The following is a 25249-nucleotide window of genomic DNA, read 5'->3' as shown; positions in this document are numbered from 1 at the left end:
AGGGTGCTTTTTTACCGCGTGTTTTGGTGATATGATAAGCGGAGAGGGGAGGCGCGACATGGATCGTGAAAAACAGCAGCTCAGCATAGAAGCGGCAAAACTATATTATCAATCAGATTACAGCCAGCAGCAGATCGCCGAACGGCTTGATCTGTCACGCCCCACCGTTTCAAGGCTGCTTCAGTACGCAAAGGAAAAAGGGTATGTTCAAATTCGCGTCATGGACCCGTTTGAGGATCTGGACGAACTCGGCGCGAAGCTGGAAGAAAAATACGGGCTGCTTGAGGCGCACGTCGTCTTTTCTCCAAGCGACGATTACCAGGCCATTACACATTACTTAAGCCGCTATGGCGCAGACTATATGCATAAAACCGTAAAGGACGGCGATATACTCGGCGTAAGCTGGGGGACGACGATGTACCAGATCGCAAGCCGCATGGAGCCGAAGCAGGTAAAGAGCGTTGAAGTCGTGCAGCTGAAAGGCGGCATCAGTCATTCCAATGTCAATACGTACTCGTCAGAAACGATTCAGCTGTTCGCCGAAGCATTTCAGACCATGCCGAGGTATTTACCGCTGCCGGTTATATTTGACAGCGCCGATGTGAAACAGATGGTCGAGCGGGACAGACATATTAAGCGGATCATTGAAATGGGCAGACAAGCCAATATCGCCCTGTTTACGGTCGGAACCGTCCGGGATGAGGCGCTGCTTTTCAGACTCGGCTATTTCCGGGAAGAAGAGAAACAATTGCTGAAAGCACGCGGAGTCGGCGATATTTGTTCGCGCTTTTTTGACGAGGAAGGCAGGATTTGCAGCAGCAGCATTAACGGCAGGACGATCGGAGTTGAGCTCAGCGACTTGAAAATGAAAGAGCGTTCGATTCTGGTGGCAGGCGGCAGCAGAAAATGCAAGGCCATTCACGGTGCCCTGAAAGGAAAGTACGCCAACGTTTTGATTACCGATCAGCATACGGCCAAAAAACTCATTCAAGAATTGTGACAATTCATGAACATAATTTCAATTACCAATTTACATATGTTCAAAATTCGGTTATTCTAAACGTATCCTAGGAAAAAGGAAGTGCATACAATGTCAATTGCAAGTCAAATAGACCATACTGCTTTGAAACCGCATACACAAAAAGCGGATATTTTACAACTGATAAAAGAAGCAAAAGAATATAAATTCGCTTCCGTTTGTGTAAACCCGACTTGGGTCAAACTCGCAGCGGAGGAACTGAAGGGCACTGGAGTTGACGTTTGCACCGTTATCGGATTTCCTCTCGGCGCAACGACATCGGAAACAAAAGCATTTGAAACGAAGGATGCCATCTCAAAAGGAGCCACTGAGGTTGACATGGTCATCAATATCGGCGCATTAAAAGACGGCGATGATGAAGCGGTTGAAGCTGATATCCGCGCGGTAGTTGAAGCAGCTGATAAAAAAGCGCTCGTCAAAGTGATCATCGAAACATGCCTTTTGACAGATGAAGAAAAAGAGCGCGCGTGCCGCTTGGCGGTATCCGCAGGCGCAGATTTCGTCAAAACGTCTACCGGTTTTTCTACAGGCGGGGCAACGGCTGAAGATATCGCTCTCATGAGAAAAACAGTCGGACCGGACATCGGGGTCAAAGCATCAGGCGGCATCAGAACAAAAGCTGATGTTGACAGCATGATCGCTGCGGGCGCGAGCCGGATCGGCGCAAGTGCGGGCGTCTCTATCGTGAGCGGCGGAGACAGCGGCAGCAGCGACTATTAATCAGCAGTGCGGAAGCCGAAAGCTTCCGCCATCCTCTTTCTTTGTTGATGCATAAAAAATTGTAAGCGAATACAAATAAAAGGAGAACACATATGAAGTATCTCATCGGAATTATCGGAATCATTGTGTTTTTAGGTCTTGCCTGGCTTGCCAGCAACGGCAAAAAAAGAATCAGAATCCGGCCGATCGCCGTCATGCTCGTGCTGCAGCTGATTCTCGGTTATATTCTCCTCAACACCGGTATCGGGAATTTTCTTGTCGGCGGTTTTGCAAAAGGATTTAACTACTTGCTGGAATATGCATCAGAAGGGATTAACTTTGTATTCGGCGGGCTTGTGAATGCGAAACAGACGACGTTCTTCATGAGCGTGCTTCTGCCGATCGTCTTTATATCCGCTTTAATCGGAATTCTGCAGCATTGGAAGGTCCTCCCCTTCATCACGAAGTATATCGGTCTTGCGTTAAGCAAGGTGAACGGAATGGGGAAAATCGAATCTTACAACGCTGTCGCATCCGCGATTTTAGGGCAATCAGAAGTCTTTATCAGTTTGAAAAAACAGCTCGGTTATCTTACTGAACAGCGCTTATATACGCTTTGTGCGTCCGCAATGTCGACGGTCTCAATGTCGATCGTCGGTTCTTACATGATGATGCTGAAGCCTGAATACGTCGTGACGGCGCTTGTGCTGAACTTATTCGGCGGATTTATCATCGCTTCTATCATCAACCCGTACACCGTCAGCAAAGAAGAGGATTTGATCGTCGTTCCTGAAGAAGAAAAGCAATCCTTTTTTGAAGTGCTCGGTGAGTATATAATGGATGGATTCAGAGTCGCCGTCGTCGTAGCGGCGATGCTGATCGGATTTGTCGCACTCATTGCTCTGGTCAACGGCGTTTTTAATGCGGTCTTCGGCATTACATTCCAGGCGCTGCTCGGATATGTCTTCGCGCCGTTTGCGTTTTTAACCGGTATTCCGTGGAATGAAGCGGTGAGCGCCGGAAGCATTATGGCGACGAAAATGGTATCGAATGAATTTGTGGCGATGCAGACACTCTCATCCGGCGATTTCCATTTCAGTGCGCATACACAGGCAGTGGTATCTGTATTCCTTGTCTCATTCGCGAATTTCTCCTCTATCGGAATCATTACCGGTGCGGTGAAAGGGCTGCATGAAAAACAAGGAAACGTCGTCGCGCGGTTCGGGCTGAAGCTGCTGTACGGCGCAACGCTCGTCAGCTTCCTGACAGCGGCGATCGTCGGATTGATTCACTGAACATAAATGAAGGACAGGTGATAGATCATGAGAATGGTAGATCTTATTGTAAAAAAACAAAATGGAAAAGAACTGACAACAGAAGAAATTCAATTTTTCGTAAAAGGATACACGGACGGAAGCATCCCTGATTATCAGGCAAGCGCGCTGGCTATGGCGGTTTACTTTCAGGATATGACAGATCAGGAGCGCGCCGATCTGACAATGGCGATGGTGAATTCAGGGGAAACGATTGATCTCTCCGCCATTGAAGGCATTAAGGTCGACAAGCACTCTACGGGCGGGGTCGGCGACACGACAACTCTCGTACTCGCACCGCTCGTCGCGGCGCTCGGCGTTCCCGTCGCTAAAATGTCCGGCCGCGGTCTCGGCCATACGGGGGGAACCATTGATAAGCTGGAAGCGATCGAAGGCTTCCACGTGGAATTATCAAAAGATGAATTCATCAAGCTTGTGAACCGCGACAAGGTAGCCGTCATCGGACAAAGCGGCAATTTGACGCCTGCCGATAAAAAGCTGTATGCGCTGCGTGATGTAACGGGTACGGTGAACTCCATCCCGCTGATCGCAAGCTCAATTATGAGTAAAAAAATCGCCGCCGGAGCAGATGCCATCGTGCTTGACGTCAAAACGGGAGCCGGGGCGTTTATGAAAACGGATGAAGACGCCGTGAACCTCGCCAAAGCAATGGTGCGCATCGGAAACAACGTCGGCCGCCAGACGATGGCCGTGATTTCTGACATGTCGCAGCCGCTCGGTTTTGCGATCGGGAATGCCCTGGAAGTACAAGAAGCCATTGATACATTAAGAGGGGAAGGGCCTGAAGACTTAAACGAACTCGTCCTCACGCTCGGCAGCCAAATGGTCGTATTGGCGAAAAAAGCTGAGACATTGGAAGAAGCGAGAACAAAGCTTCAGGAAGTCATGAAAAACGGCAAAGCGCTTGAAAAGTTCAAAGAGTTCCTGAGCAATCAGGGAGGAGACGCTTCTGTCGTTGACGATCCGTCCAAACTTCCGCAGGCGGCGTACAAAATTGACGTTCCGGCAAAAGAAGCGGGTGTCGTTTCAGAAATCGTCGCTGACGAAATCGGCGTCGCAGCGATGCTGTTGGGCGCGGGACGTGCGACAAAAGAGGACGAAATCGATCTTGCCGTCGGCATTATGCTCCGCAAAAAAGTCGGTGACAACGTCGAAAAAGGCGAACCGCTCGTCACCCTTTACGCCAACCGCGAAAACGTTGAAGACGTGACCGCCAAAGTCTATGACAACATCCGCATCTCAGAAAAAGCGGAAGCGCCGAAACTGATTCATACGCTGATTACGGAATAAGAGAAGAAAGGCACATACCTCATCAGTATGTGCCTTTTTTTATGGCATGGTTTTATCCAAATGAATGTCACGGACGGATTGTTTCGGCTGTTTCTTTCTCAAAAAACGAATGAGATAGCACAGGATCATACAAGGAATTCCGCAGAAGAGGGCGATTCTTTGATTAGGATCAAATGCAAGGCCTACGCATGAAGCGAAACATAAGATCACAGCGGCGATCGGAACGAGAGGGTATAACGGTGTGCGGAAGGTCAGATCCGAGACGCGTCCGCCGTTTTTCACATAATGTTTTCGAAATAACAGCTGAGACAGGGCGATGCTCATCCACACCACGACGCCGGCAAATCCGGCTATTGCCACGAGCACCACGTAGACCGTGCCCGGGGCGGCGATGCTTGAGATCAAGGATATGCAGGAAACGGCCATGCTGGCGAGCAGAGCATTCAGCGGAATGCCTTTTGGCGTGACTTTTTTGAACCGGGCGCTGATCATGTTTTCATTCGCAAGAGACCACAGCATCCGGGTGGAAGCGTACAGTCCGGAGTTGGCGACCGAAAGCAAAGCCGTTAAAATCACGAAATTCATGATATCTGCGGCGTATGGGATACCGATTTGGGAAAAGACCGCGACAAACGGGCTTTCAATCACACCAGCTTCCTTCCAGGAGATCAGTCCGGACAGCACAAAAATGGCGCCGATAAAAAAGATGACCGTTCTCCAGGCGACATTTCGGATCGAACGCGGAATATCTTTTGCCGGATTGGCGGTTTCACCCGCTGTAATTCCGATCAGCTCCGTCCCTGAAAAGGCAAAGCTTACGGAAATCATTGCAATGAAAACCGCAAGAAAGCCGTTCGGAAACAGTCCGCCGTGCGAGGTGAAATTCGACAGCATCGGAGCTTCACCCGAACCGTGCAATGAAATCAAACCGAACATCGCGGCGCCGCCTAAGATGATAAATAAAAGGATGGTAACGATTTTGACGCTGGAAAACCAAAACTCTGTTTCTGCAAACAATTTAACGGAGAATGCATTGGCGGCAAAAAGGAGAGCCGCGAAAATCGCGCTCCACATCCAGACGCTGCTGTGGGGAAACCAGCGCTGCATAAGGATACCGGAAGCTGTAAACTCCGATCCTACCGTCACCACCCAATTCACCCAATACATGATACCGACCATAAAGCCCGTGGACGGCCCGATAAACGTTGTCGCATACGTTTGAAATGAACCGGTCACAGGCATGGCTACTGACAATTCTCCGAGACACTGCATGACAAGATACATCATCAAGCCGCCGATCAGGTAAGCGGCGATCGTCCCGCCCGGCCCGGCCTGGCTCAATGTATACCCTGTGCTCAAAAACAGCCCCGTGCCGATGACCCCTCCCAATGAAATCATAAATAAGTGCCTGCTTTTCATCGTGCGCTTTAGTTGATTGCCGCCTTGATCAACATCCATCGTGATCTCCCCCTTTTTGCGTGGCGTGAGAATCTTCCGGCAGCCGAGAGCACGCGTGCCGAATTTGACTTTAACGTGACAATTTAAATCCCTTTAATGCATGTAAAATGACGTGTGCGGCTGCCCGGCTTGTCATGTCGCGAAAATCAAGTGTCGGATCAACCTCAACGATCTCAATACCCGAGATGTCAGCCTCACTGGCTAAAAACCGGACCGCCTGAAGCAGTTCTTCGGTATACAGGCCTCCGGGGCCGATCGCGGGGCAGCCGGGCGCATGAGCTTGATCCAGCACATCCATATCAACCGAAATAAAGATGGCCTCGGCTCTTTTTTGAACGGCCGGCAAGACCTCTTGTATCGTTCGGAGGAGCCCTTTCTCCCGGATCATCTCCATTGTATGCACGTCTGCCTGCCGCTCTTTTACGTATTGTTCATATGCCAAGCTGTTGCTGAACTCCCTGATCCCAAGCTGAATCAGGTTTTGTCCGCTTATGATATTTTCATCTAACAGCCGGCGGAATGGCGTGCCGTTTGTCGGTCCGCCGTCTTCTGTGTTGCGGACGTCGTGGTGGGCGTCGAATTGAAAGACGGCTGTTGTTCCTTTCGTTTCCGCAATGGCTTTGATGGTGGAATAACTGATGGAGTTGTCGCCGCCGAGAATGACGGGCACCCAGTCAGGCTGGTCCGCCAGAATGTCATGAATGGTCCGATAAATGTGTTCGTGAGATGTGACGACATCCGTGACGTGAATCTGAATATCGCCGATATCGTACAGATGGTTAATGACATGCTCCCGCAGCTCCGCGGAATAAGCGGAAATCCCGCCGAGCGCCCGGCGGATCGCACCGGGTGCAAAGCAGGCGCCGGAATGGCTGATTGACGACTTAGAAAGCGGAACGCCGATCAAAGCCGGCCCTTTGATCGGTTGTCCCGCCCACGCTTCCGTCACATCGCCGATCCTTGTCACATGGCGGTCGTTGAAGAGGGAGCCGGCTTTTTGCAGAAACGGATACTTATCCAAGAGCGGCTCCCTCCCTTGAAACGACCGTCTTTCCGTTCTTGATGACACGGCGGACATGATTGACGCCGTAATGATACGGGATATACATGTAATTCGGCGCTTCCCAAATGACAATGTCAGCCGCCCGTCCGGCTTTAATTTGTCCGGCCTCTTCGCCTTTTCCGATCGCATACGCGGCATTAACGGTGACAGCGTGCCAGATTTCTTCTGCGGTCATTTTTAAATGAAGCGCGGCAATCGACATAATGAGCTGGAGATTTTCCGTCGGTGAGCTGCCCGGGTTGAAGTCAGTCGCCAAACTGACCCGTACGCCCGCATCAATCATCTCCCGGGCTCTCGCATAAGTGTGTTTGCCGAGATAGAAAGTCGTGCCCGGCAGCAGGACGGCGATTGTTCCGGACGCCGCTAGCTTTTCGATGCCTTCGTCAGACGCCCCCACCAAATGATCGGCAGAAACAGCATGCAGCTCTGCCGCCAATTCCGCGCCGCCGAGCGGGTCAATCTCATCAGCATGGATTTTCAGGCCGAAACCAGCTTCAGACGCCTTTTTCAGGTAGTCCCGCGACTGGCTGACGGTAAAGACGCCTGTTTCTGTGAAAATATCGGCAAATTGCGCGAAGCCTTTTTCTTTTATTTCAGGCAAAAGCTGCAGCATGCGATTCAGAAATTCGTCAGGGCTGTTCCGGTACTCAGGCGGAATGGCGTGTGCCCCCATAAAAGTTGTGACAAGGTCGATCGGCTGGCGTTCGCCCAGTTTCTTCGCCGCGGTCAGCTGTTTCAGCTCCGTGTCTTTGTCGAGTCCGTACCCGCTTTTTACTTCTGCCGTCGTGATGCCGTATGACAGCATGCGTCCGAGGTGAAAAAGCCCTTTTTCAATCAGTTCTTCTTCGGAAGCGGCTTTCGTGTCTTTGACCGTTGACAAAATACCGCCGCCTTGCGCCAAAATATCCAAATAGGACATGCCCTGAATTTTTAAATTCAGTTCTTTTTCCCGGGACCCTCCGAATACAAGATGGGTATGGGGATCGACGAGGCCGGGGGTGACGAGCCGTCCCCCGCAGTCGATGATGTCTCTTGCCTCGTATCCTTCCTCCGCTCCTTGATGTCCGGCAAAAACAATGCGCCCGTCGGAAATGCCGATGACGGCATCTTCCGTGACACGAAGATCCTGCATGCTCCCGCCTGATCGGGGGCCGCCGGATTCCATCGTCAGCAGCTGGCCGATGTTGGTGAGTATGGTATCTATTTGTTTCGGCATGTTACCGCTCCTTTTTCATCGGTATCATAATGTCTTGTTCCTCGGCGACTTGAGCCGCTTTTTCATAACCTGCGTCCGCATGGCGGATGATGCCCATTCCCGGATCGCTTGTCAGAACGCGGGAAAGCCGCTGTTCCGCAAGGATGCTGCCGTCAGCGACCGCGACCATTCCCGCGTGAAGGGAATACCCCATGCCGACGCCCCCGCCGTGGTGAAAAGAAACCCAGCTTGCGCCTGAGGCCGTGTTGATCAGCGCGTTCAGCACCGCCCAATCGCCGACCGCGTCGCTTCCGTCTTTCATCGCTTCTGTTTCCCGATTCGGAGAGGCGACAGATCCGCAGTCTAAATGGTCTCTTCCGATGACGATCGGGGCTTTCAGCTCGCCGTTTCTGACCAATTCATTGATGGCGAGCCCCATCTTTTCCCGTTCACCGTAGCCGAGCCAGCAAATACGGGACGGCAGGCCTTGGAATGTGACTTTTTTCTGTGCCATGTCAATCCAGCGGTGAAGGGCTTGATTTTCGGGAAACATCTCTTTTAATAAAGCGTCCGTGCGGTATATATCTTCAGGGTCACCCGACAGCGCGGCCCAGCGGAACGGCCCTTTTCCTTCACAAAATAAAGGCCGGATGTAGGCGGGAACGAATCCCGGAAAATCAAAAGCATCGGCGAGACCCTCATCTTTGGCAGCCTGGCGGATATTGTTGCCGTAATCAAAGACGACGGCACCTTTTTTCTTGAAGGCGAGCATGGCTTCCACATGCTTTTTCATACTCTGCTTGGAAAGCCTTACGTATAATTCAGGCTGATCCCGGCGCAGGCGGTCGGCCTCTTCAAGTGAGTATCCTGCCGGAATATAGCCGATCAGCGGGTCGTGAGCTGAAGTCTGATCGGTCACGATGTCAATATGGACGCCGCGGTTCAAAAGCTCATGATGCACCTCAGCCGCATTGCCGAGAAGGCAGATCGATAAAGGTTCTCCGGCTTGTCTGGCTGCTTCGGCCCAGCGCAGCGCTTCATCAATTGATGAGGTTTTCCGGTCGCAATAGTTTGTTTCCATCCGTTTATCAATCCGTGTTTCATCCGCTTCAACGGCGATGACGACGCCATCATTCATTGTGACGGACAGCGGCTGGGCGCCTCCCATTCCGCCAAGTCCGGCCGTCAGCGTAAGGGTTCCTTTCAGACTGCCGCTGAAATGCTGTCTCGCAAGCTCCGCAAAGGTTTCATAGGTGCCCTGCAAAATACCTTGTGAGCCGATATAAATCCAGCTGCCGGCCGTCATCTGCCCGTACATCATCAGCCCTTTTTTCTCAAGGTCATGGAAATGCTCCCAATCCGCCCATTTCGGCACGAGAACCGAATTAGCCAGCAGGACGCGGGGCGCGCGGCTGTGCGTGCGGAACAGTCCGACCGGTTTTCCGGATTGGATCAGCAGTGTTTCATCATCTTTTAACATTTTGAGGGAACGCTCAATCGCGTGAAAAGCATCCCAGTTTCGTGCGGCCTTGCCTATGCCGCCGTATACGATCAGATCCTCCGGCTTTTCGGCAACCTCCGGGTCAAGGTTGTTTCGGAGCATGCGGAGCACGGCTTCCTGCTCCCATCCTAAGCATTCAAGTTCGGTGCCGCGGCCGGCGCGGATTGATTTCTTTACATCAGTCATCTTGTAAGTCCCCCTTCATTGGTCATCAGTTTTTGGTGATGCTCATTCGGCAGAAAAGACTCCTTCTTCAGCCAGTCACTCAGATGCTCGATGTCATAAGAAAACACGCGGTCTTCTTGTATGGACGGCACGATGTTTCTCATTTCGTGATAGAGCTGTTTTGTGTACGAGGCGCAATGTTCCGCACCCCGGTACTCCACGGCCTGCAGCGCGCAAATGGCTTCAACGGCAAGCACCCGTCTCGTATTCGCAATGATCTGGTAGGCGTGCCTTGAGGCGATGGTTCCCATGCTGACGTGATCCTCCTGGTTTGCCGATGAAGGAATGGAATCGACACTGGCGGGATGGGCCAGGGTTTTATTTTCTGACACGAGGGAGGCCGCCGCATATTGCATGATCATCGCTCCGGATTGTAAGCCGGGCTGAGGGCTCAGAAAGGGCGGCAGGTCATTCAGCTGCGGATTCACAAGCCGTTCGATCCGGCGTTCAGAAATATTCGCAAGCTCGGCCGCCGCCACTTTGAGAAAATCCATGGCAAAGGCGATCGGCTGTCCGTGAAAGTTTCCGCCTGAGATGATTTTGGCGCCGTCTTCGAAAATGAGCGGGTTATCTGTCGCGGCATTCATCTCAATTTCTAATTTTTCTTTTACATACGCTAATGTCTGCCATGATGCGCCGTGGACTTGAGGAATACAGCGGATCGAATAGGCGTCCTGGACACGCAGCTCCCCTTGGACGGTCGTCAGCTTGCTGTCTGACAAGTAATAGCGGATTCGCTCTGCGACATCCATCTGTTCCTGATAACCGCGGGCGGCATGAATGTCCTCGTCAAACGCATCGATAATACCCTGAAGGCCTTCGATCGTTAAGCTCGCGATCCGTTCCGACTGATAGGCCAGCTTTTCGGCTTCGAGGTAAGCGATCAGCCCCATCGCGGTCATGGCCTGCGTTCCGTTGATCAGCGCGAGTCCTTCCTTAGAGGTCAGGACGGCCGGCTGAAGGTTTGTCTGTTCTAAAGCATGAGCTGTCGGCATCCGGGCCCCTTCGTAAAAGACTTCGCCTTGACCGATAAGCGCCAGTGCGAGATGAGAAAGCGGCGCTAAATCCCCGCTCGCCCCCAGTGACCCTTGCTGCGGGATGACCGGGTGAATGCGATGATTGAGATACGCGAGCAGTTGATCAATCAGCTCAGTCCGCACGCCGGAAAAGCCTTTCAGCAGGGCATTGGCGCGCAAAAGCAGCATGGCCCGCGATACAGATTCCGGAAACGGATCACCGACGCCGCACGCGTGAGAAAGAATCAGATTCAGCTGCAGATCCGCGGCGTCTTCTTTTTGAATCAGCACATCGCTGAACTTGCCGAATCCCGTCGTAATCCCGTAAATGGTCTTCTCCTCTTGAACGATCCGTTCAACCGCCGCCCTGCTTTTTTTCACACGTTCCATGCTTTCGGCAGATGCTTGAACCTCTTCAAAATCAAACAGCACACGCTGGGCATCTGCGGTTGTCAGTGAGGAACCGTCTAACGTCACCATCATTTCAACCCCTTTTCCTTTACTTTGGTAAAGCGCCCATACAAAAAGGAGCTATGCCATGAAAATGATATTTCACGCATAGCCCCCTATCATCTGAAATCTATGGGCTGATTCATATGTGATTAATTCCGACTCCGAATGTTTCGTGCTCAAGCCCCTTAATCGGAGCTCCGATCGTGCCGTAAAGTGAAACGGCGATCCAATCGCCTTCCGCCTCGCTTTCATACGGATTTCCCCGCAAGACGGCAAACTTCAGGCCCACGGTACGAAGCAGCGAGCCAAGCAGCATTTCGCCCCGCGTCACTCCGTGCAAAGCTTCCATTGTAGCGTGATACAGCGCATGTGATTCGCGATAACCCTCAGATTGAATGACGCCGCTCTTTTTGGAAGCGGTTTCAATTGCAGCTACCACCTTATGCGCATCCATTGAACCCACCCTGCCGAGACAGACTTTCCAGCCGTCCCGTTCCAGCCGTCTGATCTGCTGGTTTTCTTCAGTCTCATGAAGCAGAAGAAGGACGGATAAGCGCCCGATGCGGCGGTCTTTGTGTAAGGTCATATATGCTTCACTCAATTCTTAAATATTCTGATAACTAGTAACTGTTTTTTATATTAAGTGTTTGCGAATCAGAAGTCAAAACTTTTTTTCCAGTCTTTCACAAATCAGATTGTTATCGAAGTAAAGCGGTACATCGCGAAGCCGGCGCTGTTGATCACATATTTCCGCCATCCGCATCATAAAATGGAGCGTTGTCTTGAAAGCGTTTTAAGAAAAGAAGAGAGCGAGGAGATTTCAGAAAATGAAAACCAGTTTCTTTCGTGTGTGCCTGGTCTCAGCAGCGGTCATCGGATTCACTCTGCCGCAGGCAAAAGCCCAGCATCCGGTTTTTTCAGAGGTCAGCGTGCATGATCCGTCCGTCATTAAAACAGGCGATACATATTATGTATTCGGCTCACATTTGGCTTCCGCCAAGTCGAAAAACCTGATGCAGTGGCAGCAGATGTCTTCAAGCGTCAATCCCAATAATCCCCTGATCCCGAACGTCTACACCGAATTAAAAGAGACATTCGACTGGGCCCAGTCTGATACGCTGTGGGCGCCGGACGTCGCCCAGCTGTCTGACGGGAAATATTACATGTACTATAACGCCTGTAAAGGAGACTCGCCGCGATCCGCTCTCGGTGTCGCCGTGAGTGACAAAATCGAAGGACCCTACAAAAACAAAGGCATCTTTTTGAAATCGGGCATGGAAGGAAAAAGCGAAGACGGCACGACGTATAATGCAAACGTTCACCCGAACGTCGTAGACCCGCAAACGTTTTTTGACCATAAAGGCAAGCTCTGGATGGTGTACGGCTCTTACTCCGGCGGGATTTTCATACTGGAAATGAATCCGAAAACCGGTTTCCCGCTCCCGAACCAAGGCTACGGAAAAAAACTGCTCGGCGGAAATCACAGCAGAATCGAAGGCCCGTACATCAGCTACAATCCGGAAACGAAATATTACTATCTGTATCTGTCATTCGGCGGACTTGACGCAGCCGGCGGTTATCATATGCGTGTGGCGCGCTCTAAAAATCCGGACGGTCCGTACTATGACGCCGCAGGCCATAACATGCTTGATGCCAAAGGAAAAGACGGCAGTTTCTTCGACGACAAAGCAATTGAACCGTACGGGGTCAAACTCATGGGCGGCTACAGCTTCGCCTCACAATCTGAAAAAGGCACGGGGTACGTATCGCCGGGACACAACTCCGTGTTTTACGACGGGAAAACGAAACGATCATACCTCATTTTCCACACCCGTTTCCCGAACAGAGGCGAAGAGCACGAAGTCAGAGTACATCGGCTGTACATGAACAAAGACGGATGGCCCGTTGCAGCGCCATACCGCTACGCGGGAGAACCGGATACACACATATCGGCATCCGCCGCATCCGGAACCTACAAACTCATCCAGCACGGAAAAGACATCACAGCTACGATCAAAAACCCAAAAAACATCCGGCTTAACAACGACGGCACCATTTCCGGGGAAATGACCGGAACCTGGACAAAAACGGACAGCAGCAAAGCCCGAATCAACCTGAACGGCACAAATTATGACGGCGTCTTTCTGAAAGAATGGGACTCAGCGAGAGAGAAAGAAGTTGTGACGTTTAGTGTGCTGAGCGGTGATGGGGAGGCTGTTTGGGGAGTGAAATAAAAAAGCACCTACTCCAGTTGGGACTGACCCCATAAGATGAGACAAATAAAAACACCTTCAAGTTTGAATACGGATGATTGTTATCCGAAATTAGACTTGGAGGTGTTTTTTCTATGGGGACAAGAGTGAGTTATCCGGTTGAAGCGAAACAGAAGGCTGTAAAAATGAGATTGGCAGGCGTACCTATGAAAGAGATCATGCAGGAGTTGAATATTAAGAATAAGACACAGGTTCAGACATGGGTTAGATGGTATAAGGCTGGTGATACACATCGATTCGAACAGCCTGTTGGAAAGCAATACACTTACGGAAAAGGTCCGGAGTATTCTTCCGATTTAGAGAAACTGCAGGCAGAGATTCGTTACCTGAGACAACAGAATGAAGTTTTAAAAAAGTACAACGAATTGGAAAGGAAGTTGATAGCGAAACGTCAGTCGAACTTGTAGAAATATTGCACAGCACAATGACCGTACAGGATATCTGTATTCATTTAGGTATCTCTCGAGCGTCTTATTATCGTTGGAAGAAGAATCTGATGAAGGATCATCCCAAGCGCCATTTGGAAAAACAAATCGGCACGTTGTGCCGAGAGCACAAGTATCGATATGGATATCGAAAAATCACAGCCATACTAAAAAAGAGAATGTGTATTAACCATAAAACGGTTCAACGTATTATGCAGAAAAATCAATGGCAGTGTCGGGTTAAGGTGAAAAAGCGCAAGAAGGATGGGCAGCCATATGCCGTGGTCGATAATATATTGGATCGGAACTTTCAGTCTGATCGTCCTCTTGAAAAACTAGTAACGGACATCACATATTTGCCTTATGGACAGAAACAATTGTACCTTTCCAGTATATTAGATTTATACAATGGAGAAGTGATTGCTTTTACTATTGGGGATAAGCAGGACACAGCCTTTGTCTTAGACACACTTGATCAGCTACCAATGCTGCCTGAGAACTGCGTGTTACATAGTGACCAGGGTTCTGTGTATACATCTTACGAGTATCAAAAAGCTGTTAAAACAAAAGGCATTACCATGAGCATGTCCCGCAAAGGGACGCCCGCTGATAATGCCTCCATCGAATCGTTTCATTCCTCGCTAAAGTCTGAAACGTTCTATCTTAACAGCATTGATCGAACTACGACTGCCATCGTAGAACGCACTGTCATAGAATACATTCATTATTATAACAATATTCGTATTCAAACCAAACTAAACAACCAATCACCGATAAACTATCGGCAATTGGCTGTTTAAAAGGTGTTTTGACCCCTGTCTCAAAAACGGGGGGCAGTCCCAGTTTGGAGGGTGCTTTTTTATTGCTAATTAGGAGAATGACCTTCTATTGCTTTTAATAAACTAATTGAATTATGATGGACTCAACCTCTATCATTTGTAGTGAATAGTATAAAATTGAAAACAAAAATATGAATACATACCTAAGAAAAAACGAAAGGAAGTTTAATTTTGAAAAAAACAATAAAAGTAGCCGCCGCAGTTATACAAAATGAAAACAATGAAATTCTATGTGCTCTACGTTCTCCAACAATGTCTCTTCCTAATCTGTGGGAGTTTCCTGGTGGAAAGCTTGAAGAAGGAGAGAATGCTCGGGAAGCACTTGTAAGAGAAATTGAAGAAGAACTTGACTGTAAAATTGTTGCGGGCGATGTGATAGCCGATATTCATCATGAATATGAGAAGGTCATCGTCAATTTAATTTCAATAAAAGCGAAGATTGTATCAGGGAAGCCGGTAACAAAAGAGCATGCGGAATTCAGATGGGTGCCTATACGTGAGCTAGAATCACTAGAGTGGGCACCCGCTGATCTTCCGACCGTATCTGCTTTAATTCGTTAAATCCACATACAAGTTTTCTGGGACAGGCTGATGGAGCTTCCATTTGACATTCATTGGCTTGTCTCCGTGGCTTGATACATAATCCGCTTCTCCTACATAAATAAATGGTAAAGTGATGTTGTGCATTTCAGTGAATTTCCTCACAAATAAATGAATATGGTATCCTTTTTCCTTATGGTGAATAAAGTTTTGTCCTACGCTTGATGTATGTGAGGTTTGATTTTGACTTTGCCAGTGAAAATGGCTAGGATCAATAAAATAATCTTTATATAGCAAATGATCTTCTACTTTTTCTGACTTATTCAAATTGATAAAGATTAAATAGTGATTTTTAACTCTACGTACACCCTCTCGCCAAGTCCCTTCCTGATCAGTTGACTGAAAAAGATAAATGAGCTCATTTCTTGTATAGGTCTGATACAATGTTAGCTTAATCTCTTTTGAAGCAAGGGCTTCTATATTGTTCATACGTCTAAATTCAATTAGTCCATAGTGGACGCGCTCCTTAATATACGGTCCGAATAATGGATCGTTTAATATCTCGCTCACTTCTGGATCTAACTTGAATGTATCACCTTGTAATGTACCAAAGCGCCAATTCTGTTTTTGATCTGATTTCGTTAAACGCTCCATTGCTCGCTGAATGAGGTCATCATGTGTATCTGTTGTGATTTGAATATGAAACTGTTTTTCTAACGATTCTTTTACATCTTCTATTGTGATGATATTTTTGTGAAAACCGCTCTGTAAAATTAACCATTCATAAGGCCATTTAATAGGTAATTGCTGTTCTAATTTTGCTACTATCCCTACAACCAAGGGGTTATTGAGAATTCCTTCATCTGTAACATTCAAATCGTCCATTTTCTTTTTGGTCTGTACCCACGATTTGTATTTCTTTATAAAAAAGGTAAGCCCAGGTGCCTGTTCAGAGTATAGAAAATCAATTAATTCTGGAGAGCGTCCTAGCTCTTGTTTAAATTGCTTGTATAACGTTTTCAGCATGGCATCTGAATTTAGTTTAATATGATCGATCTTATTTAAAATTTCTTTCTTCGTTACGGCTGAAAGGTCAACATAAGATCCCCCAGGTAAATCTGAAAACTCATGCGTCACGGCCACTCGGAGGGAATCTTTATCAAACGATTTTTGGCTTGTTTGTCCAGATAGTGCGAGTGGAATAACGAATGACTTTTGATAGTTTCCGATAAAATCCAGTATCGTTACAAACTCTTTGTCGTCAGTTTTTCTAAGTCCCCGTCCTAATTGCTGAATGAAAATCGTTGGTGATTCTGTTGGTCTAAGGAACAATAGTAGATTGAGTTTTGGAATATCTATTCCTTCGTTGAAAATATCTACTGTAAATATAAGTTCTAAACTGTGGTGCGGGTCCTCCAAATGACGAATGACCTCTTGTCTTTTTGCAGGAGAATCCTTTCCTGTTAAGTAAGTTGTATAAAATCCCAATTTATTAAATTCATCACTCATGTATATTGCGTGTTCGACGTTTGTACAGAAACCTAAGCCAACCATTTTCTCGCCGTGGAATCCATACATGTTGATCATCTTGATGATATATTCTACTCGTTTATGAGTTTTTAAATGATCTACTAGCGATTTCTCTTCGTACAGTCCATTTTTCACTTTTACTTTTTCATAATCTACAGTATGATCTGAAATTCCAAAATAGTGAAATGGTGCAAGTAGCTCTGCCTTTAGAGCATCGCGGAGTCTAATTTCGTAAACAACATTATGATCACAAATCTGAAGCACATCTTTACCGTCAAGACGCTCTGGTGTTGCAGTTAAACCTAATAAAAACTTTGGTGTAAAGTAGTTTAATACAGCTTGATAGGTAGATGCTTCTGCATGATGGAATTCATCAATCACAATGTAGTCAAATTCATCTGTTGAAAAGGATTCCAATGTTTCTTTTTTATGTAGCGTTTGTACAGTGCTAAATAAAAAACGCTTATCTCTTTCTTTTTTCGTTCCAGTCAATAAACCAAAATCTTCATGATTATTGGTGACTTTCTGGAATGTTTCGATTGCTTTTGTAAGTAACTCTTCCCGGTGGGCAAGAAAAAGATATTTATTTGGTTTAAATTGCTCAAAATCAAATGCTGCTAAAAATGTTTTTCCGGTTCCAGTGGCGGCGATGATGACTGCTTTTGTCTCCCCTTCGTTTCTTGTTTTTTTAAGGTTTCGTAACGCTTCCTTTTGCATGGCATTCGGGGACATTTTCGTTTTGTAAAGAGAGTTTTGAGCAGCAAAGGAAGCACTTACCTTTTGGCTTCCTGCTTGGAATTCCTCATAGGCTTGTAAAAATTGTTCGTCAACAGGCTGTGTCTTTTCATTCCAAACAGTGTCAAACAAATCTTTTGTTTGTTGATAAACGGGGAGATATCTGGTTTCAGGTAGTCTAACATTTAACTCATACCCGGTCGTAAGTGCAGCTTGTGATAGATTTGAAGATCCTACAATGACACTATGCTGTCCAGAACAGCGTTCAAATAAGTATGCTTTCGTATGGAAAGATTTTTTATATTCATTTACAATTTTCAACTCAACATTTTCAAATTGAAGAAGATGTCTTAACGCTTTCGGTTCTGTAATACCCATATAGGTAGATGTAATGATGCGTACAGGGACATGTCTTTTAGCAAGCTCCTGAAGCGGAGGGATCAAAAGCTGAACACCAGACCACCTTGTAAAACTAACCATAAAGTCTACCCGATCCGCCGTTAACATCTCGTGTTTTAATGCTTTGAAAAAGTTATCATGAGTTTGATGATTTCCTAGCAGTTTCAGACGATGTAGAGAGAATTCCTCTGAAATAGGAAGTTCCATTTCGTTTAAACTATAAAGCACTGTGGAAAGTGGTAATGAAAAATTCGTATGTTGTCCAAGCTGAGAGGCAACTTTCTCGCTCAGCTGAATCGCTTGTTCATATTGATCTTGATCCACAAGTGTTTGAAATGTCTCGCTCAGTTGTTTTGCCGTATGTAAAGTCAAAACCTCTGCATATTCTTTAGGGCCAACCGGTTGAATGCGATGTGATGTTGGATAAAGTTTTTGTTGTTGCTGAATTTCCTCATGGAAGCCTCTATGATTTCTCATCATAATCTCCTTTTTTATATCAATAATTCCATTTTATCACTACTCTTACCAATAGGTAATACTAAAAAAGAAGAGAATAAAGTCCTATTTATTAAGCGTTTAAAAAATAACGCTGAGGTAGTTTGGTGGAGTATGGAGTATTCTTACATTGAAAATGGGGTTACTGTTGAGGTAATGGGCTTGAATTGACTGCATGATCTAGTATTTGCTCTTATCAACTGGAAGTAGGTACTACTTTAACCGTTGTGGACAAACTAGAGAAGTGTGAAATTAAAGTAGAGAAGAGGAATTAGGGCGCAATTTAACTTAAAGCTACTTTATCAGAGGTACTTAACATGAGGGTTCTTTTAGTTAATATAGTAGATGGGAACAATATTTTAATGCCTTTATATATTTGACTAGTATATTTTTAAAAATGTAAGCGTTGACACCCAATAAATCCAGTGCTAAAGTATACATATCAACCCAATATCATTCACCAAGGATTGTTACTGCAAACCGCAGGCAAAACCTAAATTGCGTCAGACAGGGGGAGACCCCCGTGTTCTGTGCAGTTTGGGTTTTTTTTATACCCTTTTTTCGGAGGTGATGCTGATTTCATAACAAAAAAAGCCGGAGAAAGGCGGGCACCTTTCGTCCGGCGGTTCCCCATTTTTAAGGAGGTATACTCATGGACTATCATAAAATATCAAAAGAGATTTTACAACTTGTCGGCGGGGAGGAGAATGTTCAGAGTGTCATCCATTGCATGACGCGGCTTCGTTTTAATCTATATGACAATGCGAAAGCAGATCGGAGCGGGCTGGAACAGACGGAAGGCGTGATGGGGACAAATATTAGCGGCGGGCAATTTCAGATCATTATCGGCAATCATGTGCCGAAGGTGTATCAGGCTTTGATGGAAAGCAGCGGGCTCAGTGATGAAAGCGCAAACAAAACTTCAAAGCAGAAGAAAAATGTGCTGAGCGCCGTGTTTGATGTGATTTCCGGCGTGTTTACACCGATTCTGCCGGCCATTGCCGGAGCCGGCATGATAAAAGGGCTTGTCGCGCTAGCGGTGACATTCGGCTGGATGTCGGAGAAGAGCGAGACTCACAGCATTCTCACGGCTGTCGGTGACGGTGCGTTTTATTTTCTGCCGCTTTTGCTTGCGGTAAGCGCGGCGAGAAAATTCAGATGTAATCCGTACGTGGCAGCCGCTGTGGCGGGTGCGATTCTGCATCCGGATTTGACGGCCTTGCTTGGAGCAGGGAAAAGTATCTCCTTTATCGGTCTTCCTGTAACCGCTGCCACGTATTCATCGACAGTCATCCCGATTTTGCTGGCGATATGGCTGATGTCCTATGTAGAGAAAGGAATTGACCGAATCACTCCTTCATCTTTGAAATTGATTGCCGTTCCGATGCTTACGCTCGTGATCGTCGTGCCTGTCACCCTGATCACAGTCGGCCCGCTCGGCGCGATTCTCGGGAATTATCTGTCTGTCGGCGTCAATGATTTGTTCAATCATGCGGGCATTGCCGCGATGATTCTGCTTGCCGGCACATTTTCTCTTATCATTATGACCGGCATGCATTATGCGCTTGTGCCGATCATGATCAATAACATCGCCCAAAACGGACATGATTACATTCTGCCTGCGATGTTTTTGGCGAATATGGGGCAGGCCGGCGCGTCATTTGCGGTTTTCTTAAAATCAAAAAACAAAACCTTCAAATCGCTGGCATTTACGACGGGCATTACGGCATTGATGGGCATTACCGAACCCGCGATGTACGGCGTCAACATGAGATTGAAAAAACCGTTCGCGGCTGCTTTAATCGGCGGCGCGGCAGGCGGAGCTTTTTACGGTATAACGGGCGTCGCTTCTTACATTGTGGGCGGAAACGCCGGTCTGCCGAGCATTCCGGTCTTTATCGGGCCGACGTTTCTTTACGCGCTGATCGGGCTTTTTATCTCGTTTGCGGCGGGTATGGCGGCGGCACTTCTGATCGGGTTTGAGGATGTACAGTCTGAACGGGACAAAGCATCTGAAACGCCGGGTGTGACGGCAGGCGGAGAAATCATTCACAGCCCGATTAAAGGCGAAGTGAAAGCATTAAGCGAAGTGAACGACAGCGTCTTTTCCGGTGGAATGATGGGAAAAGGTTTTGCGATTCTGCCTGAAGAGGGCGCAGCGGTTTCTCCCGTAGAAGGGAGGGTGACAGCCGTATTTAAAACAAAGCACGCCATCGGCATTACGAGCACCCGGGGAGCCGAGGTTCTCATTCATATCGGGCTTGATACCGTCCGGCTGGATGGCAGGCATTTTGAGATGCACGTCAAAGAAGGCGATACTGTCGCGCCGGGAGATCTGCTGATTACTTTTGATATCGACGAGATAAAGGCTGCCGGTTTTGACGTGATCACGCCGGTCATCATTACGAATACGGATCAATATTCATTTACAGACGTGAAAAAAAGCGGAATGGTCAAACCGAACGAAGCGCTTCTGGCGTTATCCTGAAAAAGAGGTGGAGAAAACATGAAGAGATTTCCGGAAGGTTTTTTATGGGGCGGCGCAACGGCTGCCAATCAGATTGAAGGAGCTTATAAAGAAGGAGGCAAAGGACTTTCTACGGCGGATGTCTCCCCGGACGGCATTATGTCTCCGTTTCATGAGACGGACGATGCGCTGAATTTGTATCACGACGCGATTGATTTTTATCACCGCTATCAAGAGGATATCGCCCTGTTTGCGGAGATGGGCTTTAAAGCGTTCCGCACCTCCATTGCGTGGACGAGAATCTTTCCGAACGGCGATGAAACAGAACCGAATGAAGAAGGGCTGCAATTTTACGACCGTTTGTTTGACGAATTGAGAAAACATCAGATCGAACCGGTTGTCACGATTTCTCACTATGAGATGCCGCTCGGTCTTGTGAAAAACTACGGCGGCTGGAGAAACCGCCAAACGGTCGATTTCTATGAGCGGTACGCCCGCACGGTTTTCACCCGTTATAAAGACAAGGTGAAATATTGGATGACCTTCAATGAGATCAACGTCGTTCTTCACGCTCCGTTTACAGGCGGCGGCCTTATATTCCGGGAAGGCGAAAATAAACAAAACACGATGTACCAAGCGGCCCACCATCAATTTGTGGCGAGCGCGCTGGCGGTAAAAGCCGGTCATGAGATCATTCCGGATTCACAGATCGGCTGCATGATCGCCGCGACGACGACGTATCCGATGACGCCGAAGCCGGAGGATGTATATGCGGCTTTGCAAAAAGAGCGGAGCACGCTGTTCTTTTCTGATGTACAGGCGAGGGGCAGCTATCCGGGCTATATGAAACGCTTCTTTAAAGAAAACGGAATTACGATCGAGATGAAGGAAGGAGACGAGGCGCTCCTGAAAGAACATACGGTGGATTACATCGGCTTCAGCTACTACATGTCGATGACGGCCAGCACGGCGCCTGAGGATCTGGCGCAATCTAAGGGAAATCTTCTCGGCGGCGTGAAAAACCCGTACCTGAAATCTTCCGAATGGGGCTGGCAGATTGATCCGAAGGGCTTGCGCATCACCTTAAACACGCTGTACGACCGTTATCAGAAACCGCTCTTCATCGTCGAAAACGGACTCGGCGCGGTTGATCAGCCGGAGGAGGACGGAACCATTCAGGATGACTACCGCATCAATTATCTGCGTGATCATTTAATAGAGGCAAGAGAGGCGATTGAAGACGGCGTCGACCTGATCGGCTACACGTCGTGGGGGCCGATTGACCTCGTCAGCGCCTCAACGGCAGAAATGAAAAAACGCTACGGCTATATCTATGTCGACCGCGGCAATGACGGAAAAGGCACGTTTGAAAGAAAGAAAAAGAAAAGTTTTTATTGGTTTAAAGACGTCATCGCCACAAACGGAGAAAGTCTGTAAGCGCAATGTTCCGGAGAAAGCCGGCAAAATTGACATTCAGCAAAGAGAGGAGGACAATAAAAGCAGAAAGGCGGGATTCATATGTTTAAAAAAATTCTTGCAGCAGTAGACGGTTCAGACATGAGCAATAAAGCCCTGGACGCAGCCATCCATCTGGCGAAAGAACAGCAGGCTGAACTCACCATTCTCTATGCGGGACGTGAAGCCGTTGTCTCCACATCAGCTTTAACCGGGATTGTCTATGTTCCGGAAAACTTCATTGAAGACATCAAACATGAAGTCGAGCAAAAAGGAGCAGCCATTCTGGAAGATGCCAAGCAGAAAGCGGCAGAAAGCGGAGTAAACGCGGAAAGCCTGTACGTCCAAGGCGAACCTGCGCATCAAATTTTAAACATAGCGAAAGAACAGCATTTCAATCTGATTGTCGTCGGAAGCCGCGGAATCAGCGGATTTAAAGAAATGATGCTCGGAAGCGTGAGCCATAAGGTCTCACAATTGTCTCCTTGTCCTGTACTGATCGTTCATTAAACAGAAGGCCCTGCTGATGCGGGGCTTTTTTCATGAGAAAAGACCGCCGGCTTTCGAAAAATAGGGTGAAATCTTCCTCTGAATCAAGTAAAATGGCTGTTAGTATTTGTCTGAATAAACAGTCAATGATATGGGGGAAGCAAATCAATGCAAGCTGAACAAACATCAAATGCCGTCATCAAAATGGTCATTTCCATGGTCATTTTCGGATCAATCGGCTTTTTCTCAGAACATACGAATGTGCCTTCAATTGAACTGGTCTTTGTGAGATGTCTGTGCGCCTCATTGTTTCTGGGCGTCTGCTGGTTTGGTTCCGGACGGTACCGCACCGAACAATGGAACCGGCGGGAGGTGCTGCAGACACTGGCCTGCGGATTTTTTCTCGTGCTGAACTGGGTGTTTTTATTTAAATCATTTGAGGAGACATCAGTGACGATAGCGATTTCCGTTTATCATTTGGCTCCGGTTCTCGTCCTTCTTCTAGGGAGCCTTATATACCGGGAGAAACTGCATATTGTGTCCGTCAGTTCCATCGTGATTTGTTTTCTGGGCACCGCCCTGATTTCCGGCATCAACGGAAGTACATCATTTTCTCAGCTGATGGGATCGGGTATTATTTGGGCCGTGCTGGCCGCCCTTTTTTATGCTTTTACGACACTGGCCGGGAAAGGCATCAACAGCCTCAGCCCATACGCCGTCACCTGTTTGCAGACCGGATTGGGCGTTATCATTCTTCTTCCGTTCGTCCGTTTCGGCGCTTTTTCTGATTTGTCGCATGTGAACTGGATCATGATTGTGTCGACCGGTATCATTCATACGGGAATTGTGTATTTGCTCTTTTTTGACAGCTTGCGGTTTTTATCCACCCGGTTTATTTCAATCATCGTATTTCTTGATCCGGCGGTGGCGATTGTGCTCGACACCGTATTTACGGGATTTCGCCCCGACCTTTATCAATCTTTGGGGATAGTGTTGATTTTTGCGGGAATGGCGCTGTCCCTGATTCGAAAGCAAAAAGCCGTGCCTTCGGAAGCTCAGGCAGACAGCACCCGTATATAGGCGGCCGTACCGGCTGCTTTTTTTGTTTTGGGGCTTTTTAGCCATAACGAAAAAGCAGACAAACAGATCATGGAAAAAGAGGATAGTAATTGTATAATACTTCTTGTGTTTACAATTTAAGAAATTAAAGGAGTGAAGGGCATGATAAAAAAGACGCGTCATCTCGCTTTCTTGGCTGCATTCGGATTTGCGCTTTGTCTGGCCATCGTATGTTCCGCATCAAAGCAGGCAGAAGCGGCAGCGGCTTATCCGGATGTGATGCAGGGACTTACCGGATTCGCGGGCAATGCGAAGGATCATAACGGTAAAGCAAAATCCGCCGTATCGGGAGGCCAGGGCGGCCCCGTCGTCTACGTCAGCAATCTCAATGATTTGAAAAACAATGCGGGCGGAACGGACCGCAAAACCATCGTCATCACAAGTGATATTTCTTCCCCGGGTAAAGCCGTCGTGACAGTCGGCGCCAATAAAACCATCGTCGGCTCTTATACCAGCCACAGGCTGACCAACATCTATCTGACCACCGGCTCCGGCTCAAACAATGTGATTTTCAAAAATCTCATTATCAGCCATAGTGCCGCCATTACAGGCAACAACGACATTCCGATGTACATAGCGAACGGACAGAATTACTGGATTGACCACGTCTGGTTTGAAGGACACAGCTACAATCCGAACAGCCACAGTGATTTGGGAAAGCTTCTGTATGTCGGCGCCAAAGCGGATTTTGTGACGCTGTCTAACTCTAAATTCACAGACCATCTGTACGGCCTGATTCTCGGTTATCCGAATGATGATAACGAAGGACGCAATTATATCGGCTATCCGCATATGACGATCACCAACAACTATTTTAATAACGTCTATGTGCGTTCACCGGGCCTGATGAGATACGGCTATTTTCACGCAAAAAACAACTATGTGACCAATTTTAATTTAGGATTCACCATTCATACAAACGCGACTGTCTTCTCAGAAGCCAACTATTTCGGTAACGGAAATGAAAAAGGCGGAATGATAGACGACTACGGGACGGCCCAATTCACCGACATCGGTTCATTCCCGTCGCTCAAAGCCCCGAAATCACCGCGCACCGGCTGGAATCCGAGATCAAATTACAGCTACGGCACCCTTTCAGCCCAGGACGCCAAAAACTTCGCCCAATCCTACGCGGGAGCGCAAAATACAAATCTCCGCTATCCATAATACGAAAAACCGCCGGCAGCCGGCGGTTTTTTTATATGAATAA

Annotated in this window: 19 protein-coding genes; 12 read left to right on the top strand and 7 right to left on the bottom strand. The window is 47.8% G+C overall.

Features of this window, described 5'->3' with window-relative positions; translation table 11 throughout:
- Positions 1 to 58 precede the first annotated feature (58 nt).
- The 4 genes from JNUCC22_RS18460 to JNUCC22_RS18445 all read left to right on the top strand — a co-directional run bounded on the left by JNUCC22_RS18460 (position 59) and on the right by JNUCC22_RS18445 (position 4362).
- Positions 59 to 1000 (top strand): DNA-binding transcriptional repressor DeoR, encoded by a 942-nt coding sequence (locus JNUCC22_RS18460; RefSeq protein ID WP_007407818.1) that lies wholly within the window; start codon positions 59 to 61, stop codon positions 998 to 1000.
- Between the two features lie 90 nt (positions 1001 to 1090).
- A complete protein-coding gene (gene deoC, locus JNUCC22_RS18455; RefSeq protein ID WP_004393277.1) occupies positions 1091 to 1759 on the top strand; it encodes a deoxyribose-phosphate aldolase in 669 nt (222 codons plus the stop codon).
- Positions 1760 to 1851: 92 nt separating this feature from the next.
- Complete coding sequence (locus JNUCC22_RS18450) at positions 1852 to 3033, top strand: NupC/NupG family nucleoside CNT transporter (protein WP_004393280.1); 1182 nt, start codon at positions 1852 to 1854, stop codon at positions 3031 to 3033.
- A 27-nt stretch (positions 3034 to 3060) separates the two neighbouring features.
- A complete protein-coding gene (locus JNUCC22_RS18445; RefSeq protein ID WP_216061987.1) occupies positions 3061 to 4362 on the top strand; it encodes a pyrimidine-nucleoside phosphorylase in 1302 nt (433 codons plus the stop codon).
- 39 nt (positions 4363 to 4401) lie between these two features.
- Here the strand turns inward: JNUCC22_RS18445 and JNUCC22_RS18440 are convergent, their stop codons facing one another.
- The 6 genes from JNUCC22_RS18440 to hutP form a co-directional block, all read right to left on the bottom strand.
- Positions 4402 to 5820 carry an amino acid permease gene (locus JNUCC22_RS18440; RefSeq protein WP_007407815.1) on the bottom strand — a complete coding sequence of 473 codons (1419 nt, stop codon included), beginning with the start codon at positions 5818 to 5820 and terminating at the stop codon, positions 4402 to 4404.
- 70 nt (positions 5821 to 5890) lie between these two features.
- Positions 5891 to 6841, bottom strand: a complete 951-nt coding sequence (gene hutG, locus JNUCC22_RS18435; protein ID WP_108654949.1) for a formimidoylglutamase — start codon at positions 6839 to 6841, stop codon at positions 5891 to 5893.
- Positions 6834 to 8099 carry an imidazolonepropionase gene (gene hutI, locus JNUCC22_RS18430; protein WP_216061986.1) on the bottom strand — a complete coding sequence of 422 codons (1266 nt, stop codon included), beginning with the start codon at positions 8097 to 8099 and terminating at the stop codon, positions 6834 to 6836. Before hutI ends, hutG begins: the two co-directional genes overlap by 8 nt.
- A gap of 1 nt (position 8100) precedes the next feature.
- A complete protein-coding gene (gene hutU, locus JNUCC22_RS18425) occupies positions 8101 to 9765 on the bottom strand; it encodes a urocanate hydratase (protein WP_216061985.1) in 1665 nt (554 codons plus the stop codon).
- Positions 9762 to 11300 (bottom strand): histidine ammonia-lyase, encoded by a 1539-nt coding sequence (gene hutH, locus JNUCC22_RS18420; protein ID WP_039063838.1) that lies wholly within the window; start codon positions 11298 to 11300, stop codon positions 9762 to 9764. Before hutH ends, hutU begins: the two co-directional genes overlap by 4 nt.
- Before the next feature lie 112 nt (positions 11301 to 11412).
- Entirely contained in the window at positions 11413 to 11859 is a 447-nt protein-coding gene (gene hutP, locus JNUCC22_RS18415; protein ID WP_007407810.1) for a histidine utilization transcription antiterminator HutP, read from the bottom strand.
- A 241-nt stretch (positions 11860 to 12100) separates the two neighbouring features.
- Here hutP and JNUCC22_RS18410 point away from each other — a divergent pair, with 241 nt between their 5' ends.
- From JNUCC22_RS18410 to JNUCC22_RS18400, 3 genes are all read left to right on the top strand, one after another.
- Complete coding sequence (locus tag JNUCC22_RS18410) at positions 12101 to 13507, top strand: arabinan endo-1,5-alpha-L-arabinosidase AbnB (RefSeq protein ID WP_100001663.1); 1407 nt, start codon at positions 12101 to 12103, stop codon at positions 13505 to 13507.
- A gap of 113 nt (positions 13508 to 13620) precedes the next feature.
- A protein-coding gene (locus JNUCC22_RS18405) for an IS3 family transposase (RefSeq protein WP_216061885.1) occupies positions 13621 to 14771 on the top strand; the annotation gives its coding sequence in 2 pieces (ribosomal slippage) (positions 13621 to 13894 and positions 13894 to 14771; 1152 coding nt in all).
- 210 nt (positions 14772 to 14981) lie between these two features.
- Entirely contained in the window at positions 14982 to 15371 is a 390-nt protein-coding gene (locus JNUCC22_RS18400; protein ID WP_216061984.1) for a (deoxy)nucleoside triphosphate pyrophosphohydrolase, read from the top strand.
- Here JNUCC22_RS18400 and JNUCC22_RS18395 read toward each other — a convergent pair.
- Positions 15360 to 18491, bottom strand: coding sequence for a DUF3427 domain-containing protein (locus JNUCC22_RS18395; RefSeq protein WP_216061983.1), 3132 nt, complete (start codon positions 18489 to 18491; stop codon positions 15360 to 15362). The two genes, JNUCC22_RS18400 and JNUCC22_RS18395, sit on opposite strands and share 12 nt — an antisense overlap.
- A gap of 670 nt (positions 18492 to 19161) precedes the next feature.
- Between JNUCC22_RS18395 and JNUCC22_RS18390 the strand changes: the two genes are divergently transcribed.
- From JNUCC22_RS18390 to JNUCC22_RS18370, 5 genes are all read left to right on the top strand, one after another.
- Entirely contained in the window at positions 19162 to 20997 is a 1836-nt protein-coding gene (locus tag JNUCC22_RS18390; protein WP_216061982.1) for a beta-glucoside-specific PTS transporter subunit IIABC, read from the top strand.
- A gap of 18 nt (positions 20998 to 21015) precedes the next feature.
- Positions 21016 to 22413 (top strand): aryl-phospho-beta-d-glucosidase, encoded by a 1398-nt coding sequence (locus JNUCC22_RS18385; RefSeq protein ID WP_020958057.1) that lies wholly within the window; start codon positions 21016 to 21018, stop codon positions 22411 to 22413.
- Between the two features lie 81 nt (positions 22414 to 22494).
- Positions 22495 to 22941, top strand: coding sequence for a universal stress protein (locus tag JNUCC22_RS18380; protein ID WP_007407802.1), 447 nt, complete (start codon positions 22495 to 22497; stop codon positions 22939 to 22941).
- A 147-nt stretch (positions 22942 to 23088) separates the two neighbouring features.
- On the top strand, positions 23089 to 24000 hold the full coding sequence (locus tag JNUCC22_RS18375; RefSeq protein WP_007407801.1) for a DMT family transporter: 912 nt from the start codon (positions 23089 to 23091) through the stop codon (positions 23998 to 24000).
- A 141-nt stretch (positions 24001 to 24141) separates the two neighbouring features.
- Positions 24142 to 25206, top strand: coding sequence for a polysaccharide lyase family 1 protein (locus JNUCC22_RS18370; protein ID WP_007407800.1), 1065 nt, complete (start codon positions 24142 to 24144; stop codon positions 25204 to 25206).
- Positions 25207 to 25249 lie beyond the last annotated feature (43 nt).

Source organism: Bacillus sp. JNUCC-22 (genome assembly GCF_018861275.1).
In the GTDB taxonomy this organism is placed as follows: domain Bacteria; phylum Bacillota; class Bacilli; order Bacillales; family Bacillaceae; genus Bacillus; species Bacillus velezensis.
This window is presented reverse-complemented; position numbering and strand designations above follow the sequence as displayed.

What these genes read in the sequence shown, in the direction of transcription:
- JNUCC22_RS18460 (WP_007407818.1), top strand. Translation starts at nt 59, where the DNA reads ATGGATCGTGAAAAACAGCAGCTCAGCATAGAAGCGGCAAAACTATAT.
- deoC (WP_004393277.1), top strand. Translation starts at nt 1,091, where the DNA reads ATGTCAATTGCAAGTCAAATAGACCATACTGCTTTGAAACCGCATACA.
- JNUCC22_RS18450 (WP_004393280.1), top strand. Translation starts at nt 1,852, where the DNA reads ATGAAGTATCTCATCGGAATTATCGGAATCATTGTGTTTTTAGGTCTT.
- JNUCC22_RS18445 (WP_216061987.1), top strand. Translation starts at nt 3,061, where the DNA reads ATGAGAATGGTAGATCTTATTGTAAAAAAACAAAATGGAAAAGAACTG.
- JNUCC22_RS18440 (WP_007407815.1), bottom strand. Translation starts at nt 5,820, where the DNA reads ATGGATGTTGATCAAGGCGGCAATCAACTAAAGCGCACGATGAAAAGC.
- hutI (WP_216061986.1), bottom strand. Translation starts at nt 8,099, where the DNA reads ATGCCGAAACAAATAGATACCATACTCACCAACATCGGCCAGCTGCTG.
- hutU (WP_216061985.1), bottom strand. Translation starts at nt 9,765, where the DNA reads ATGACTGATGTAAAGAAATCAATCCGCGCCGGCCGCGGCACCGAACTT.
- hutH (WP_039063838.1), bottom strand. Translation starts at nt 11,300, where the DNA reads ATGGTGACGTTAGACGGTTCCTCACTGACAACCGCAGATGCCCAGCGT.
- hutP (WP_007407810.1), bottom strand. Translation starts at nt 11,859, where the DNA reads ATGACCTTACACAAAGACCGCCGCATCGGGCGCTTATCCGTCCTTCTT.
- JNUCC22_RS18410 (WP_100001663.1), top strand. Translation starts at nt 12,101, where the DNA reads ATGAAAACCAGTTTCTTTCGTGTGTGCCTGGTCTCAGCAGCGGTCATC.
- JNUCC22_RS18395 (WP_216061983.1), bottom strand. Translation starts at nt 18,491, where the DNA reads ATGAGAAATCATAGAGGCTTCCATGAGGAAATTCAGCAACAACAAAAA.
- JNUCC22_RS18390 (WP_216061982.1), top strand. Translation starts at nt 19,162, where the DNA reads ATGGACTATCATAAAATATCAAAAGAGATTTTACAACTTGTCGGCGGG.
- JNUCC22_RS18385 (WP_020958057.1), top strand. Translation starts at nt 21,016, where the DNA reads ATGAAGAGATTTCCGGAAGGTTTTTTATGGGGCGGCGCAACGGCTGCC.
- JNUCC22_RS18380 (WP_007407802.1), top strand. Translation starts at nt 22,495, where the DNA reads ATGTTTAAAAAAATTCTTGCAGCAGTAGACGGTTCAGACATGAGCAAT.
- JNUCC22_RS18375 (WP_007407801.1), top strand. Translation starts at nt 23,089, where the DNA reads ATGCAAGCTGAACAAACATCAAATGCCGTCATCAAAATGGTCATTTCC.
- JNUCC22_RS18370 (WP_007407800.1), top strand. Translation starts at nt 24,142, where the DNA reads ATGATAAAAAAGACGCGTCATCTCGCTTTCTTGGCTGCATTCGGATTT.